The 15,715-nt window shown below is 65.0% G+C and carries 14 protein-coding genes, 1 tRNA gene and 1 pseudogene; 10 read left to right on the top strand and 6 right to left on the bottom strand.

Going from position 1 to position 15,715, the window contains the following annotated elements; translation table 11 throughout:
• Positions 1–70 precede the first annotated feature (70 nt).
• Positions 71–961, bottom strand: a complete 891-nt coding sequence (locus BJP32_RS11995) for an N-formylglutamate amidohydrolase (RefSeq protein WP_233126824.1) — start codon at positions 959–961, stop codon at positions 71–73.
• 61 nt (positions 962–1,022) lie between these two features.
• Here BJP32_RS11995 and cpdR point away from each other — a divergent pair, with 61 nt between their 5' ends.
• Together cpdR and BJP32_RS12005 are read left to right on the top strand one after the other, a co-directional pair.
• Positions 1,023–1,379, top strand: coding sequence for a cell cycle two-component system response regulator CpdR (cpdR, locus tag BJP32_RS12000; RefSeq protein ID WP_003166166.1), 357 nt, complete (start codon positions 1,023–1,025; stop codon positions 1,377–1,379).
• A 116-nt stretch (positions 1,380–1,495) separates the two neighbouring features.
• Positions 1,496–1,570: transfer RNA gene (locus tag BJP32_RS12005), tRNA-Val, on the top strand.
• Between the two features lie 86 nt (positions 1,571–1,656).
• On the opposite strand, the gene BJP32_RS12010 is transcribed toward BJP32_RS12005, so the two are convergent.
• Complete coding sequence (locus tag BJP32_RS12010) at positions 1,657–2,775, bottom strand: site-specific integrase (protein WP_046652310.1); 1,119 nt, start codon at positions 2,773–2,775, stop codon at positions 1,657–1,659.
• Positions 2,776–3,178: 403 nt separating this feature from the next.
• The gene (locus BJP32_RS12020; RefSeq protein ID WP_233126825.1) at positions 3,179–3,667 is read right to left on the bottom strand and encodes a hypothetical protein; all 489 of its coding nucleotides are present in this window, start codon (positions 3,665–3,667) and stop codon (positions 3,179–3,181) included.
• Between the two features lie 214 nt (positions 3,668–3,881).
• Here BJP32_RS12020 and BJP32_RS12025 point away from each other — a divergent pair, with 214 nt between their 5' ends.
• The 5 genes from BJP32_RS12025 to BJP32_RS12045 all read left to right on the top strand — a co-directional run bounded on the left by BJP32_RS12025 (position 3,882) and on the right by BJP32_RS12045 (position 10,323).
• Positions 3,882–4,139, top strand: coding sequence for an XRE family transcriptional regulator (locus BJP32_RS12025; protein ID WP_233126826.1), 258 nt, complete (start codon positions 3,882–3,884; stop codon positions 4,137–4,139).
• Positions 4,140–4,336: 197 nt separating this feature from the next.
• Positions 4,337–5,029 (top strand): ImuA family protein, encoded by a 693-nt coding sequence (locus BJP32_RS12030; RefSeq protein WP_198935291.1) that lies wholly within the window; start codon positions 4,337–4,339, stop codon positions 5,027–5,029.
• On the top strand, positions 4,920–6,479 hold the full coding sequence (locus BJP32_RS17170; RefSeq protein ID WP_143255468.1) for a DNA polymerase Y family protein: 1,560 nt from the start codon (positions 4,920–4,922) through the stop codon (positions 6,477–6,479). Before BJP32_RS12030 ends, BJP32_RS17170 begins: the two co-directional genes overlap by 110 nt.
• Positions 6,476–9,865, top strand: coding sequence for an error-prone DNA polymerase (locus tag BJP32_RS12040; protein ID WP_076224295.1), 3,390 nt, complete (start codon positions 6,476–6,478; stop codon positions 9,863–9,865). The genes BJP32_RS17170 and BJP32_RS12040 overlap by 4 nt, the downstream gene beginning before the upstream one ends.
• A 110-nt stretch (positions 9,866–9,975) precedes the next feature.
• A complete protein-coding gene (locus BJP32_RS12045; protein ID WP_046652315.1) occupies positions 9,976–10,323 on the top strand; it encodes a DUF1493 family protein in 348 nt (115 codons plus the stop codon).
• 172 nt (positions 10,324–10,495) lie between these two features.
• Here BJP32_RS12045 and BJP32_RS12050 read toward each other — a convergent pair whose 3' ends face one another.
• Together BJP32_RS12050 and BJP32_RS17905 are read right to left on the bottom strand one after the other, a co-directional pair.
• Positions 10,496–11,335, bottom strand: coding sequence for a trypsin-like serine protease (locus BJP32_RS12050; RefSeq protein ID WP_046652804.1), 840 nt, complete (start codon positions 11,333–11,335; stop codon positions 10,496–10,498).
• 165 nt (positions 11,336–11,500) lie between these two features.
• On the bottom strand, positions 11,501–11,998 hold the full coding sequence (locus tag BJP32_RS17905; protein ID WP_083673990.1) for a thermonuclease family protein: 498 nt from the start codon (positions 11,996–11,998) through the stop codon (positions 11,501–11,503).
• Here BJP32_RS17905 and BJP32_RS12060 point away from each other — a divergent pair.
• Positions 11,914–12,228 (top strand): GyrI-like domain-containing protein, encoded by a 315-nt coding sequence (locus tag BJP32_RS12060; protein ID WP_046652316.1) that lies wholly within the window; start codon positions 11,914–11,916, stop codon positions 12,226–12,228. The genes BJP32_RS17905 and BJP32_RS12060 overlap by 85 nt on opposite strands.
• A gap of 135 nt (positions 12,229–12,363) precedes the next feature.
• Here the strand turns inward: BJP32_RS12060 and BJP32_RS12065 are convergent.
• Positions 12,364–12,471 (bottom strand): annotated as a pseudogene (locus tag BJP32_RS12065) (integrase); the annotation flags it as partial.
• Between the two features lie 1,185 nt (positions 12,472–13,656).
• Here BJP32_RS12065 and BJP32_RS12070 point away from each other — a divergent pair.
• Together BJP32_RS12070 and BJP32_RS12080 are read left to right on the top strand one after the other, a co-directional pair.
• A complete protein-coding gene (locus BJP32_RS12070; protein ID WP_143255469.1) occupies positions 13,657–14,244 on the top strand; it encodes a hypothetical protein in 588 nt (195 codons plus the stop codon).
• 912 nt (positions 14,245–15,156) lie between these two features.
• Entirely contained in the window at positions 15,157–15,519 is a 363-nt protein-coding gene (locus BJP32_RS12080) for a hypothetical protein (RefSeq protein ID WP_076224298.1), read from the top strand.
• Positions 15,520–15,715 lie beyond the last annotated feature (196 nt).

The following is a 15,715-nucleotide window of genomic DNA, read 5'->3' on the forward strand; positions in this document are numbered from 1 at the left end:
GCGTTTCCTCCCTATAGACTTTCCAAAGCCGCGCCGTTTGGCGCGGCTCTTTTTTCGTCTCGAGCGCCGCTCAAGCGCGCTGGTCGGCGCAAAGCTCGGCGATCACCCGCCGCAGGGCTGAGCGGCAGCGCTTCCACCCCGGCGACGGCGCCCAGGCCGCCTCATCCCAGTACAGTCCCCGGCTCAGCTCCACCTGAACCGCCTGAAAGCCCTCGTCCGGCCGCCCCCAGATCTGGGTCGCATAGCCGCCCGCATAGGGCCGGTTCAGCCCCACCGTCAGCCCTTGCGCCTCGAACAAGCGCCGCAGACGTCGCGTCAGCAGCGCCTCGCAACTGGTCCCGTGCCGGTCGCCCAGCACCACGTCCACCGCCCCGTTCGTCGCCCGCGCAGGCATGGAATGCCAGTCGATCAACACCGCCCGCCCGGACCGCGCCCGCGCCGCCTGCATCATCTCCGCCAGGGCCGCGTGATAGGGGGCGTGCACCCGCGCCACCCGCGCCTCCGCCTCGCTCCGCGTCAGCCGTCGCCCATAAAGAGGCGTCCCATCGCCCGCCAACCGCGCCAGCACGCCATAGCCGGCCTGGGCCTTGGCGCTGACGCGCGACGCGACCGCATCGACGATCAGGGCTGGATCCCACTCGTCCGGCGCCCGGTTCAGATCGACATAGGCCCGACCGATACGCGCAGCGATCAGGCCCGCCCCCTCCCCCGGCGCGCAGTCGATCAACTGATCGACCGCCGCGTCTTCGGCGCTGCGAACCGCGCGCACGGAGGCCGTCGCCCCCATGTCGTCGGGATAGAGGTCGCCCGAATGCGGCGAAGCGAACACCAGGGGCGTCGCCCGCCCGGCGTCCGCCGGAACGATCCAGAAGGGCGGCTGAGGCGCATCCATGCCTTCGCCATAGCCTGCTTCGCAGCGAAAGGCGCGTCCCGACGCCGCCGCGCCCCCGCTCGTCTTCATCGCCGGTTTACCCGGCTAGGCCTAGGTTGGCCGCCAATTCCCCAACGGTTTCGATACGATCATGGCGCGCATTCTTCTGGCCGAAGACGACAATTCTCTTCGCGGCTTCCTGACCCGCGCCCTGGAGCGAGCCGATCATGAGGTCGTGGCCTGCGAGAACGGCGACGACGCCATCGACGCCCTCGACCAGGGCCCCTACGATCTGTTGCTGACCGACATCGTCATGCCGGGCGCCGACGGGATCGAGGTCGCCCGCGTCGCCGCCGCCCGCCAGCCGGGCCTGCGCATCATGTTCATCACCGGCTTCGCCGCCGTCGCCCTCAGCGCCGCCCAGGCCTCGCCCCAGGCCAAGGTTCTGTCCAAACCCGTCCACCTGCGCGACCTGGTGAACGAGGTCGAGCGCATGATCGCGGCCTAACCAAAAGAAAAGTCGAAGAAAGGCGTCAAAGCCCCTTGCAGGCCCCGCAAACTGCGGGTTATAGACGCCGCCTTCCCGCCCACCGACACATCAGTCGGCCGGGCCGCAGAACAGGCGGACGCGTAGCTCAGCGGGAGAGCACTACGTTGACATCGTAGGGGTCACAGGTTCAATCCCTGTCGCGTCCACCATTCTCTTTCCTAGGTTTTTTGGAACTGCTCCCCCTTCGGGAGAGTGCGCCGCCCAGGAAACGCCCATGAAATGCTCCCCGCCCAGGTCATCGCCGACCAATCGCTGAGCGCGCCTCCTCCATGTAGTTCGGGCTATGGTGCCCATAGACCCTACTGATCAGCCCCTCGCTGGTGCCGGTGAAGCCCGCGACCTGCCAGGTCGGCACCCCCTTCTGAAGCAGCCAGGTGATGCAGGTGTGCTTCAGCGTGTGCGGCGTCACGTCCGCTCCCAGACCCGCCCGCTCCTTGGCGCTTTCAAAGCCGCTGCGCTGACGCTGGATGATCTCTCCATCGTATTCGCAGGGGCCGTGGATCGTCAGCCGGCGCCACCGCCGTAGGTGCGGCATCAACCGATGCGGGATCGGACAGGGCGGCCTACGCTTCCGCGTTTCCCGCTCCGCCGTGCCCCGACGATGGATGGTTTCCGTGACCAGATCGACCGAACCCGCCGCCGGGTTCCGCCTCCAGCGCAAGGCCAGCACGGCCGAATGGCGCGTCGCCGTATAGAGCGCGATCAGGATGAAACGGGCCACATGATAGTTGGGCTCGGCGACACGGCGCCACCCTTTGACGCCGCCCTGGTCGTCAACACCGACAGCCTCATACCCCAACGCCCCGCGTAGAAGTCGCGCCGCTTCCATCCGCGTAAGCCAGCGCTCATTGGGCTGTCCCGCGTCCGGCTTGGCGATCGGGATCGGCCGATCCAGTTTTCCGTGCCGATGGAGCAGGTTCAGCGCGGCCGCCAAGGTCTCGAGTTCACGCCGGGCGGTGGCCTCCACTACCGGCCTGCGCCCATGGGCGCCGCTGGTTCTCGCCTTCACATACGTGCGGCAGACGTCGATGTTGATCGCGTCGCAGGTCAGGTCTCCCAACCCCTCCAGCAGACGGTCGACATGATAGGGCTCCGGACCGGAATGATCGTCCCGCAGAGATTCCAGATAATAGGTCAGCGCGTCGGCGACGGCGACCTTGGACGGGTGGCCATCGCCGAAATCAGGCCGGTGCTTGTCGGCTAGATAGCGGCCGAACGCTTCTTCAGCGCCTCGCTGGTCCGACTCGCCAAAGCCCGTGCCGATTTCACGTCCACGGTCGAGGATGACATAGCGGGCCTCTCGGCCCTTTCGTTCGCGCAGATAGAGGCGCGGGGGTTGGGCGGGACGCGGCACAGTTCCCTCATCGCTTCGATGGCGGCCAGAGTGGTGAAATCCTTGTTGCCGATCCGCTCGATGACCAGGCGCCCCCGGCTGGCCTCCAACCGCAAGGTGCGCACCGAGACGGAGCCGTCAGGAAAGGCGAGACGCGCCGCCACAGTCAGGCGAAGCGGGGTCGAAGACGTGATGGCGTCAAACCTGCGGTCGTGAAGATAACGCTCTACATGGGACAAAACAGCGAACTCGATCGTCAAAGACGACAATCGCTAGAGGCGACCGGCGGGATACCGGGACAGACACCCCGGCGGGCGTCATTTGTCGTCGCCGTTCATATATATCGAACAGCGTTCCGATTGCAACAAGAAAAATCACTTATCTTGTTGTTTTTGTTAAGGAATGATATGCGCACATCAACAAATCACGTGTTCTGATCTTTCCGCAGCCAGTCCGCAGCTACGAAGGCCTTGTCCAGAAAGATCGCCACCTTCTCCCATTCGGCTCCTGCACGACCGCCTTGCGCGGCCTTCCGGCGCACCTCCGCCAGAAGCTCCTCCCGTTCGATATAGGCCGCGATCTTTTCTAGGTCAGGCCGACGCAGCGGGGGCGCCGACTGAGCGCGCTCCTTGGCCTGCTCCTGCGTACAGGCGCCCTTGAGGCGATTGGCCCGGTCGCTGATCACGCGAACATTCCCGCGCACATAGCCTTGGGCAGGCCTGATGCGGTCCAGCGAGGGCGATCCGCTCGACCGTTCGGAACCTGCCGCCAGCGGCACACCGAGCACAGGGCAAACCGGCGGCACCACCACATCGCGACGGTGCAGATTGAACGGCAGGCCTAGGCGCGCCGCCCTTTCCCGCGCCCGCTCCAGCAAGGCCGCCACCGGATCGCGGCGACGTCGCTGGCGCATGTAGGCGCTCATATAGAGGGCGTTGCAGCGCCGACATTTCGCGCGCTTCAACTGCGCCCCATGAATGGGACAATTCAATTCGAATTGGTTCTTCATGGACAGATAAGACTCCACGTTGATAATGAGTTCATAAATTCAAAATGAGTCTAAAGAGTCAAATTTAACTATGAAGACACCTCGAGCGCGCTCTCCCAACCACCCCACAGGCGCCCAGTTGCGCGGCGCCCGAGGCCTTCTGAATCTGTCGGTCCTGGACCTGTCGGAGCGCACAGGGCTGGCCGTCAACACCATCAAGCGCGCCGAAGCGACGAACGACTTCGCGCCGATCAACCGCGCAAACGCCAACCTGTTGGTCACAGTGCTTCAAAACTTGGGGGTGGTTTTTTTGCCCGCTGACGACACGATTGGGGCAGGCGTTCGGCTGGAGGCTTCAAACACGCCCGCGTTTGCACGACGTCGAAGTGGGGAGTGAGGCCAACCAAACGCCAGAATCGGTCATTGTCGGTGACCGTATTAAGCCTTGCCTCCCGCCTCGCTTGACTCCCCCAGGGGGTTGGCGCGCATATAGAACAAATGAGGAACACTTGTTCACAATCTGACGCTCTAGCGGTACTGAAGACTCGCCTGGAGGCCCTGGATCGGGCCGGCGGTCGTCGCGCCAGCGCAGACGTGCGCGCAGGAAGCGACGACGCCTTTGCGCCGTTGGCCACGGGCGTTCTGCATGATCTCTACGCCGCCGCCCCTGCCGACGCCGTGGCGGTCAACGCCTTCGGTCTGGGCATGGCGCTGCGGGCGGCGGCGGGACGGCCCATCGTCTGGGGCCTGCATGAGATGATGGCCCAGGAGGCAGGGCGGCCGCACGGTCCGGGTCTGCATGAGATGGGCCTGTCGCCGCGCGACCTGCTGCTGGTGAGGACGCGCGACGTGCAAACCCTGTTGGCCGTCGGCGAAGAAGCCCTGCGCAGTCCTGCCGTGGGCGCGGTGCTGCTGAGCGCCTGGGGCGAGGCCAAGGCCTTCAGCCTGACGGCCAGCCGGCGACTGGCTCTGGCGGCCGAGACGGGCGGCGTGACCCTGTTCCTGGCGCGGGCAGGCGCCCTGCCCTGCCCCAGCGCGGCCGAGACCCGCTGGTCGGTGGCGTCCTGTGCTTCAGACCCCCTGGAAGTTGAGGCGCCGGGGCGGCCGTCTTTTTCGGCGACCCTGCTGCGGCGGCGCGGCGGCGGGGCGACCGGAACCTGGATCATGGAGTGGGATCGTGAACAGCGAACCTTCCGCCCGCCCGCGCCGCTATCTGGCGGTCTGGTTTCCCTGGCTGCCCAGCGACCGGCTGCGGCGCCAGGAGCAGCGGGACGGCGCGCCGCCTGAGGATGCGTCACCCATCGTCCTGGCTGAGAAGATCAAGGGCGCGCTGCGGCTGGCGGCTGTCGATCCGGCGGCGGCCCGAGCGGGACTGACCCCTGGCCTGGCCCTGGCCGATGCAAGAGCGCGGACCCCCGCCTTACGCGTCGTCGCCCATCGACCGGACCTCGATGACGCCCTCTTGGCGCGGGTGCTGGAGGATTTCGGCCGCTTCAGCCCCATGATCGCGTTGGACCCGCCGCACGGTCTGATGCTGGACGTGACCGGCTGCGCCCACCTGTTCGGCGGTGAAGCAGGCCTGATGCGGACGGTTCAGGCGCGGGCCGAACGCGCCGGACTCAAAATCCGGTGCGCCCTGGCCGGAACGCCCCAGGTCGCTCGCGCCCTGGCCCGCTTCGGCCCCGGCGGCCGGTTCGAGCCCGGGCAGGACCGCGCCGCCGCGCGCCGCCTGCCGGTCGCCGCCCTGGAGCTATCGGACAAGGAGGACGAGGCCCTGCGTCGCCTGGGCCTGAAGCGGCTGGGCGATCTGGACGACCGGCCCCGCGCGCCCCTGGCCGCCCGCTTCGGCGCCGACTTTCCCACCCGACTGGCGCGGGTTCTAGGCGACGAGGACATGCGCATCACCCCGCATCGGCCTCCCGCGCCCGTGGTCGTCGACCGCGTCTTCTTCGAGCCGATCTCGGCGCCCGAGGACGTGGAGCGGGTCCTGTCCGACCTGCTGATCGAGACCATGGACCAGCTGGACCAGACGGGCCTGGGCGGCCGCGCCTTCGAGGCCGGCTTCTATCGCGTGGACGGCGAGACGCGCCGCATCGTCGTCCGCACCGGCCGTCCGACCCGCGACGCCCCCGCGACCCTGCGGCTGTTCAGAGAGCGGATGGCGGCGCTGGCCCCCCCGCTGGACCCAGGCTTCGGCTTCGATCAGATGCGAATGTCCGTGCCCTGGACCCAGGTCCTGGCGCCGACCCAGCAAGGGCTGGAGCGCGAGGCGCCCGGCGAGGAGGCCTTCAGTCGCCTGGTCGATCGGCTGACCGCGCGCCTGGGACCGGAGGCGGTGCTGCGCTTCGAACCCTTCGCCTCCCACATTCCCGAACGCGCGGCGCGACTGGTCCCGGCCGCCGCCCGTCATGGCGACGAGACCTGGCCCGACCTCGACCCCGACGATCCCCCTTTGCGGCCGCTGCAGATATTCGACCCGCCGCAACCGGTCGAAACCCTGGCCGAGGTTCCCGACGGCTATCCGCTGAAGTTCCGCTGGCGCCGCGTCCTGCACGAGGTGACGCGCGCCGAAGGGCCCGAGCGGATCAGCGGCGAATGGTGGCGCGCGCCGAACCAGCGCACCCGCGACTATTACCGGGTCGAAGACCGGGACGGCCGCCGTTTCTGGCTGTTCCGCCAGGGCCTCTATGGCGAGACGCCCGAACCGCGCTGGTTCATCCACGGCCTGTTCGCATGAGGAAGCTCGACCCTTGCGGCGCCTACGCCGAACTGGCGACGGCCAGCAACTTCTCCTTCCTGCGCGGCGCCTCGCATCCCAAGGACCTGGTGCTGACGGCGATCCTGCGCGGCCATGCCGGACTGGGGCTGGCTGATCGCAACACCGTGGCGGGCGTGGTGCGGGCCTGGAGCGCGCTGAAGGAGCTACGGGCAGAAGGCCTAGCCCCACCGGACAAGGTGCGCGACGGCGGCAGTCCCGGCGAGATCGCCTTCATCGAGGACCCGCTGAACGATCCGGCCCTGTCCGAAGAGGTGAAGCGCCGTGCGGCGGACTTTCGCCTGCTGACCGGAACGCGGCTGGTCTTCAACGATGGGACGCCGGACGTCATCGTCTATCCCGAGACGCGGGCGGGTTGGGGCCGACTGACGCGTCTGCTGACCCTGGGCAACCGTCGGGCGAAGAAGGGCGAGTGCGAGATCGGCCTGCGTGACCTGTTGGCTGATCCCGAAGGCCTGCTGCTGATCCTCGTCCCATCGGACCGGCTGACAGGGCTGGATGAGGTGCTGGTCCGTATGAACTCGGCGACGCCAGGCGCAGTCTGGCTGGGCGCCGCCCTGCACAGGCGCGGCGACGACCGACGCCGGCTGGCCCGGCTCAAAGCCATGGCGGAGCGGGCCCAGATTCCCTTGCTGGCGCTCAATGACGTCCTCTACGCCGCGCCCGATGACCGCGACCTGCAGGACGTCCTGACCTGCATCCGCGAAGGTGCGACCATCGAGACCGCCGGCCGTCGGCTGGAGGCCAACGCCGAACGCTGGCTAAAGCCCGTGGACGAAATGACGCGTCTGTTCAAAGACGCGCCCGAGGCGGTGGCCGAGACGACCGCCTTCCTGTCACGCGCGACCTTCGATCTGAGCGATCTGAAGTATGAATACCCCGAGGAGCCCGTGCCGCCGGGCGAAACACCTCAGGGCTGGCTGGAAGAACTAGTGCGTCGCCGCACGCTCCTCCGTTATCCGGACGGCGCTTCGCCCAAGGTCACGGCCCTGCTTGCGAAGGAGCTGGCCTTCATCGCCGATCGCAGCCTGGCCCCCTATTTCCTGACCATCCACGACATCGTCCGCACGGCCGAGGACAAGGGCATCCTGTGCCAGGGGCGCGGATCAGCCGCCAACTCGGCGGTTTGCTACGTCCTGGGGATCACCAGCGTCGATCCCGCCTGCCACGACCTGCTGTTCGAGCGCTTCCTGTCCTCCAACCGCGACGAGCCGCCCGACATCGACGTCGACTTCGAGCACGAGCGGCGCGAGGAGATCATCCAGTACGTCTATGAGCGCTATGGGCGGCATCGCGCCGGCATCGCCGCCACCGTCATCCGCTATCGCCCCCGCAGCGCCATCCGCGAAGTCGGCAAGATCCTGGGCCTGACCGAGGACGTCACCGCGCGCCTGGCCTCGACCCAGTGGGGCAGTTGGGGCTCCGAGATCAGCGGCCGCCAGATCGAACAGGCTGGTCTGGACGCCGCCAATCCCATGGTCGATCGCGCCGTGCGCATGGCGACGCGCCTGCTGGGCTTTCCGCGCCACCTGTCCCAGCACGTCGGCGGCTTCGTCCTGACCCAGGGGCGATTGGACGAAACCGTCCCCATAGGCAACGCCGCCATGCCGGACCGCACCTTCATCGAATGGGACAAGGACGACATCGACGCCCTGGGCCTGATGAAGGTCGACGTCCTGGCCCTGGGCATGCTGACCAGCATCCGTAAGGCCTTCGACCTGATGAAGGCCCATTCGGGCGTCGAGCACGACCTGGCCTCCGTCCCGCCGGAGGAACCCGAGGTCTACGACATGCTGTGCCGGGGCCAGTCCATCGGCGTCTTCCAGGTCGAGAGCCGCGCCCAGATCAACATGCTGCCGCGGCTGAAGCCGCGAGAGTTCTACGATCTGGTGATCCAGGTCGCCATCGTGCGTCCCGGTCCGATCCAGGGCGACATGGTCCATCCCTACCTGCGTCGCCGCAACGGCGTGGAAGAGGTTCACTATCCACCGCCCGGTCGCCTCTACGGTCCGCCTGACGAGTTGAAGCAGGTGCTGCACCGGACGCTAGGCGTCCCCCTGTTCCAGGAACAGGCCATGAAGGTCGCCATGGTCGCCGCCCGCTTCACGGACGCCGAGGCCAACGGTCTGCGCAAAGCCATGGGCACGTTCCGGGGCGACGGGACCTTGCACACCTACGAAGACCGCATGGTCGGGCGGATGATCGCGCGCGGCTATGATCCAGACTTCGCGCGGCGCTGCTTCGAACAGATCAAGGGCTTCGGCTCCTACGGCTTCCCCGAAAGCCACGCCGCCAGTTTCGCTCGGCTGGTCTATGTCTCTTCGTGGATCAAGCATCGCCACCCGGCGGCCTTCGCCTGCGCCCTGTTGAACAGCCAGCCGATGGGTTTCTACGCCCCCGCCCAAATCGTGCGCGAGGCGCAGGAGGTCGGCAGGGTCGAGGTGCGCCCCATCGACGTCTCGCACAGCGACTGGGACAACAGTCTGGAGGGGCCGGCGAGCGCGCCCATCCTGCGTCTGGGCCTGCGCCAGATCGACGGCTTCAGGGAGGATTGGGCCAGGGCCCTGTCGGCGGCGCGAGCCGCGGCGCCCTTCGCCGATATCGAAACCCTGGCCCGACGCGCCGAACTGCCCGCCGCCGCCATGCGCAAGCTGGCCGACGCCGACGCCTTCCGCTCCCTGGGACAGGATCGGCGCGAGGCCCTGTGGGCGGTGCGACGCCTGCCCGACGACGATCCCCTGCCCCTGTTCGCCGCCGCCGAGGCGCGCGAGCGCGGCGCCCGCGAACTGGGTGCGGAGCCCGACGCCCATCTACCCCTGATGCCCCTGGGCGAACACGTCGCCGCCGACTACCAGACCGCCCGCCTGTCGTTGAAGGCCCACCCCATGGCCATCCTGCGCCCCGTTCTCGCCGCCGACCGGGTGCTGAGCTGCGCCGAAACCGAAGCCAAACGCGGCGGCTCCATCGTGCAGGTCGCCGGTGTCGTTCTGGTGCGTCAGCGCCCCGGCAAGGGCAACGCCGTCTTCGTCACCCTGGAGGACGAGACCGGCATCACCAACGTGGTCCTGTGGGCGCGGATGCTGGACCAGTACCGACGCGAGATCATGGGCGCCCGCCTGATGCAGGTCGAAGGCGTCGTCGAGAAAAGTCCCGAAGGCGTGGTCCACGTCGTCGCCCGCCGCGTCATCGACCGCAGCGCCGAGCTGTCCCGCCTGTCAGAGGACCACGAAGCCGACATCCAGCTCGCCCGCGCCAATGTCGTCGCTAATCCGCAACCGCCGCGACGCCCGTCGCACCGGCATCCGCGCGACGTGCGCATCCTGCCGGGGTCGCGGGATTTCCACTAAGCGCCAGTAGCGGACATTGGTGCCGAGCCTGGAAGCGGACGTTTAACCGGTCTGCAAAGGTCCGCTTTCGACCCATGGCGGACATTAGCGGGGTATGCTCTCCTCCGCCCATGACCCAGAGCGAACAGGCCCGGGAAATCATTCTTGAACACGTCGTTGGCGTGTTGCGCGGCGTTACTATGTCCGAGGGTGAGGCCGTCACCGAGGCGACCGAGTTGTACTACGATCTTGGGCTCTCCGGCGAAGATTTGGCTGATGCTATCGATGAGATAAGAGCGCCTTACGGGACCGATTTCAGCGGAATGGACCTGCGCCGCTACGCACCGGGCGAGGGCTATGACCCCGGTTTCAATATCCTTCGCGATTTCCGCGAATGGCGAGGGAAACGGACTTATCGCAGCCTGACTGTGGCCAGCTTGATTGAGGCAATTCAGGCTGGTTCGTGGAGCGACCGCTAGCCACCCGTTGCGGGTATTTCGTTATCCGCATTCCCGACGTGTGCTTTGCGTAGATCGTCACACCGTCCGGTCACCTTCGGCGGGTTTCAGGTCCGAAACCATTTGCTCGGTTCGACCATTCGGATGGTGATAGCTGGGACGTCCTGTCACCGCACTGGGCTGACAGAACTGTTCACCGCGCAGACATGCCTGCAGCATCGGAAGGCTCTGCCATCACACTCCTGATCCAGTCGGTGTAACGACTGAGGCGAACATTGCAGGTCAACTGTCCATAGAGCCCCGGGTTGGTAGTCTTGACGTCGCCAAAGATGAACCCCCACGAAGCCAGCCCCGCTAACTTCCACTCGCCGCCCTCTTCAATTAACGCCGGTCCGCCGCTATCGCCGCTGCCCGTCTTGCCTTCAAGGGGCAGGGCCTTGGCAGGGTCATCGAAGACGTAACAAATCCACCGATCATCGGCGCTGGTTATGGTGTTGAAAGCACGACGCAGCGCTGTCCGGTTCGGACCTTGCGGGCTGTGGCCGGATAATCCCGTTCCCGTCGCACCCTTCCCGATAATTTTGACGACGCTGCCAACCTCGCCATCGCCATCGTAGATAGGAACTGGCTCAACGTCGGTTACGGCGTGCGTCAACTTGATCAGCGCAATATCGTTAGACGACGCAATGGAAAAGACCGCAAGGATCCAATCGCCCGTGGAAAGGGCCTGATCAATCATCCCCTGCGGCGGCTGTTTCGCTCCAGAGTGGATGAAGACCTTTTGTACTTCTCTCGGCACACCGCCGATCTCAATGTCTTTCAGGGTAGCGCTTCGAGGGACCGCGTGAGCTGCTGTAATCACCCATCGGGGGGCAATCAGTACGCCGTGACCTTCGGACGGCATGTCCGCGAGCGCCGGAAAATCGGACGCAGGTATCCGATACCTGCTGTCGTCGACATCATGCCTGATGACGATGGCCTCTGCGGAGGAGGCGACAAGAAGCGTGAAGCCTAGTAGAAGGGATCGCAGCATACCGAGATTTCTATCGGCCATGGTAACAGACCAGCGACGAGGCGGACCAGTGCCGTTCTCACGGTTAAGCTAGACGCTGTCGTTCTGGCTGCAAGTTACACTTCCGCAATCCACCTTTAAGCGAACTTCGGCTCGCGCCCCATAGCCGACCAAGCTCTCCATCAGCTACTGATCGCTCCAAAGCCCCAGTCGGCTTTGGCGGGCATATTCTTCATCGGCCGCGTATTCGCTTTGGGGCGTGGTCCATGCCCAACCCGATCGCACCATGAACCGGCTGAGGTTGAGATCCGGCGCGGACGGGACCGCTGGTATGGCCAACCAGCACCGCCCGACCCTCACGCCCGCTGCATTCACTTCGAGATGGTCACAAAACACGAACTCGCCTCCGATTGCAGCGCGCAATTGCTGGGCTGACTGTTCACCACACCGTGTAGGAGCGCCCTGTAGCTCACAGGTTTGGCCGATATCCGGACCCGTGATTCCCGCGAGCCGAACGCGTTCCCCCCTGAGCTCTATGGTGTCCGCGCTGATCGCCGTGGCACGACCCGAAATCTCAGCAACTGGGGGCTGCGGGCGTGATGCCTCACCCAAACCCTCATGACACGCTCGCCGAGCTCGATCAGGTAGATGTGTGTGCAGTGACCGACCAGCCCGTTGCGCCAAATGCCGAGGGGGTGACCGCCGGCGTCATTCCTGCGGGACGCTGCGCAGTGTTGCGCCAGGTCGGCGGCGGTGATGACCTTCGAGCGACCGCGACCTGGCTCTACGGCCATTGGCTGGTTGGAAGTGGCGAAGAACCGCGCGATTATCCGATGTTCGCGAAGCGGATCAGTTTTTTCCCTGATGTGCCCGAGCATGAGGCCATCACAGACGTGTATCTGCCGATCCTATAGTCAACAAAACCGGAGCTGGGGAGCAGGCGACTACGTCCGCTCCCCCCCTTAAGCGAACTTCGGTTCACGCCCCATTGCGGACATGAGCACAGCAATCCAATGTCGCCCGATGTCGACCCAAGATAGCCTGACTATAGGCACCACATCGCTAACCTGGAGCCGAACCAGGTCACAGGCCCGCAGCTTGGAGTCCAGGGCGCAGTTGAACATCGCAAGGTCGCGCACCCTCCTCGCGACCTTCAGGGCGGGGCTCAGACCGCCGAGACCCAGCGCTTCGATTGCTGCGATCCTGTCGGCCTCAGATTTCAGCGACCGGATACGATCAATCACCTCCCCTAGGGCGGCTTCTACCGACGAGAACGACTTGAGTTGGTCCGGCTTCAGGCGGATCAAGTTGAAGGCGTCGACAGCATCCTTTTTCACGCCCGCTGATGCTTGGGCTAGCTTGAGGGAGAACTTGTCCAGCGCCTGATCAGCATCACGAGCGGTGCCGCCCGTTCTTTCAGTCACGTGCCTCCACTCCTGAAGCGCATCTGTGCCAATCCCGATTTTCCGTGCCGTGTTGGCCATGTCGTCGGCCATCCGCATGCCCTGCAAGCCGAGGTCCAACGCCCCGGCGGCGGCCATGCCGAGGACCGTGACCAAGGCAGTGACGGCTGTCACGGCGACGGTAGCCATTCGGCCGATGCTGGCGCCGATGCTTTTTGCACCCTTGTCGGCATCGCGCTCAATCTGGCCCATGGAGGCCTTCAGATCGCGCTCGGAGGCTCGAATGTCCTCCGCTAGTTTCTTTCGGCTCGCACGCAGCTCAAAGGCTGCCGAACCCACAACGGGGGCGTCGGACATGGGGAGGCTCCGGGATTAGGGGTGGGCTGCGGGCATGAAAAAGGCCCGCCGAAGCGGGCCGCATGGGATTGCCGTTAAGGATGCTGGTGGCTTGAATCGGGTGCGGCCAGCAGCTACAGATAACGATGGTCAATAAGAATGGGAGGGACCAATGACTAGAGTATTGGCAGCTATGGTGTTCGTCGCAGCCTTGTCGGCCAGCAGCGGCGTCCATGCGCGGCCCGTAGTGAACGGGTTCCCGTCGGTCTGTGAAGGCCTGCTTTCCCCTTGGGATGAGGATTGTGCGTCGCGCTGCACCTGGACCGCGCTAGGGTGGCGCTGCTTCGTCTAAAGCCTAGACCTAATATCGGAACTGGAAGAGCCCCTGCGCCCTCGCGCAGCGACTCTTTTTCGCTATGCCGACGACAGACTGAAGTGAGCCTTGGGGCAAAGAAAAAGGCCCGCCGGAGCGAGCCTTGTTCGAATTCTGTTCAGGGTGACGAAGTTCTGCGAGCGAGGCAGCTTAGCCGCTCATACGGGGGTGACAGCGTGTCTAGCGCCTATCCAGACGACGTCTCACCATAGCTCACCAATGATCAGGTGGTGCTGAAGCGAATGGTCTTTTTCGCCGCGGGAATGGAGGCTGTTGCGGAGCATTCATTGATGGAGGCGCATGTCAGCCACCTCCTTACAAAGTTGCTTGGCAAAAACCCCGGGGCGTCGATTGCGATTTTTGAGGGCTTGAGCGGTGCGCAAGCTCAGGCAAAAGCTCTGAAGAGAGTGGCGAACGAAGCCCTAACTCCCGACGACAAAGCGCTGCTCTTCAAGATTATGGACTGCTGCAAAGCCGCCTCAACAGGGCGAGATACCATCTCTCACCGGTTGTGGCTCATGGACGACCAGTTCCCCGACGCCGTGGTGCTATATGAGCCAGCGGCTATGTGGCGCCTAAGCATCAAAAGCGAGGCTCTGAGTGATCAGGGGCCGATCTCCATTGAGGCGGCCAAGAATGTCCAAGCGCAGATGCGACAGGCCGCACAGATATGGCGAATGAGCGATTTCGACCTCGTGAAACGCCAAGCTGGCAAGGCGTCGGTGGCGCTGGTCGCATTCGGAGAAGCGTTGACGTTAGGTGTGACAGACGCCGGCCACACCAAGCGACAACAGATCGACGCGCTTCTGAAGTTCTAGCCTTTCGCGAAAACTTCCCTGACCGAGCGGACGATGCGAACACATGGCCATGTCATCCTCTCCGTTTGGCTGACGAGAACATTGCCTGCGCCGTCGAAATAGAGAGGAAGGTCGCAGTCCAGGGCGCTATGACCAGCAACTCGAGCAAGAAGGCCCTCATACCGCTCCACGATCTCCCTCGCCTCTTCCTCAGTCATGGTGACCTCCTGGGCGCGAGCCCGCGCTTGACCGACTTGGTCGCACCCCTCACTCTTTGAAGAGCCGAGGTTGCGTCATGATCCTGCCCCTTGCCCTAACGCTCGTGTTGAGCGCCCAGACAGAGCCCCAGCGCCCGCTTTACCCGCTGGTGCGATTGCAAGAATACATCCCGCTGATCGCAGTAGGCCCGCCCTCCGACGGGGCTACTGCCTTTGTGGCGGCTGGAGCGGAAGAACCGCTGCCCGTTACACCGCCCCAAGTGGAGATCTGGGCCCGCGAAGATATGCGCCCGATCTCGCTATCCGTAGCCTTCAACTGGACCTGGACAGGTCAGGCGGGGAACCGACGCCCGCACTGGGTGGCTAGGCTTAGGGCATCAGTTAATGGTCGCACCCTCGAGCGTTTCGCCGACGAGCGGGAATGTCCGGGCATCCAACAGTCCCTCGACCAGATAGCGACACTTCCGCCTGTGACACCTAAAGCGCCCGCGTTGCCTAATCGTTTTGGCGGTACGGCGCTCGATTTCGGCGGCTACCTGCACGACAATACATACCGGATAACCATGCGGGGCGTACCTGCGGGAAATGTGCACTCTGACAAATTGTCGATGACCGGAGGATCGGCCTCCCCATTGGCGCCGGCCGTGGTTGAGAGCCTGGCTCGCCTGTTACCGTGCTGGACGGAAGATCCGCCTCCCAGCTGGGGATAGGACACATGCCCAAGAACCCCGAAGACCGTTTCGGCGAGCTGGACGAGCTCATCAGCCGCCTCGAGCAGAAGACGCCCAAGCCTGCTGCCGCTGCGGCCGAGAAACCGTCCAAGGCTGCGATGCCAAAGCCCGTCGACCGCGAACAGCGCTTCCGTCATCTCATCTTTCGACTGATCGTAGCGGGTGCCTTCATCGCCTATGCGATCTGGGCAGCGTTTAACTGGCAGGCGGCCAGGCCGAGCTTGCCCTTGGTGCTCTTCGCCTTCGCTATAGCCGGCTCAATCGTGACGTTCGGCTACGACGTGTTCTTTCTGAACCTATCTTGGAATGCGTCGCCGCCCCCATCGACCAACAAGGGCGACCCGTAAGGATCGCCCTCCCCCGTTCAATGTAGGGTCTCTTGAGAGCCCGGTTTCGACCTAAGGCCGAGGTCTTCCGCGAGAAGCGTGGCGATCTCGTCGCCCCACAAACGGCGACACTCCTCGACCAACTCCCGCTTTTCGCTTTCGGAGGTCGGGAGGTTCATTACGCCGCCTCCGGGTCTCGACGGATCGCGGTGTAGGT

It is taken from the genome of Brevundimonas sp. ZS04, assembly GCF_001956865.1.
Classification (GTDB): Bacteria; Pseudomonadota; Alphaproteobacteria; order Caulobacterales; family Caulobacteraceae; genus Brevundimonas; species Brevundimonas diminuta.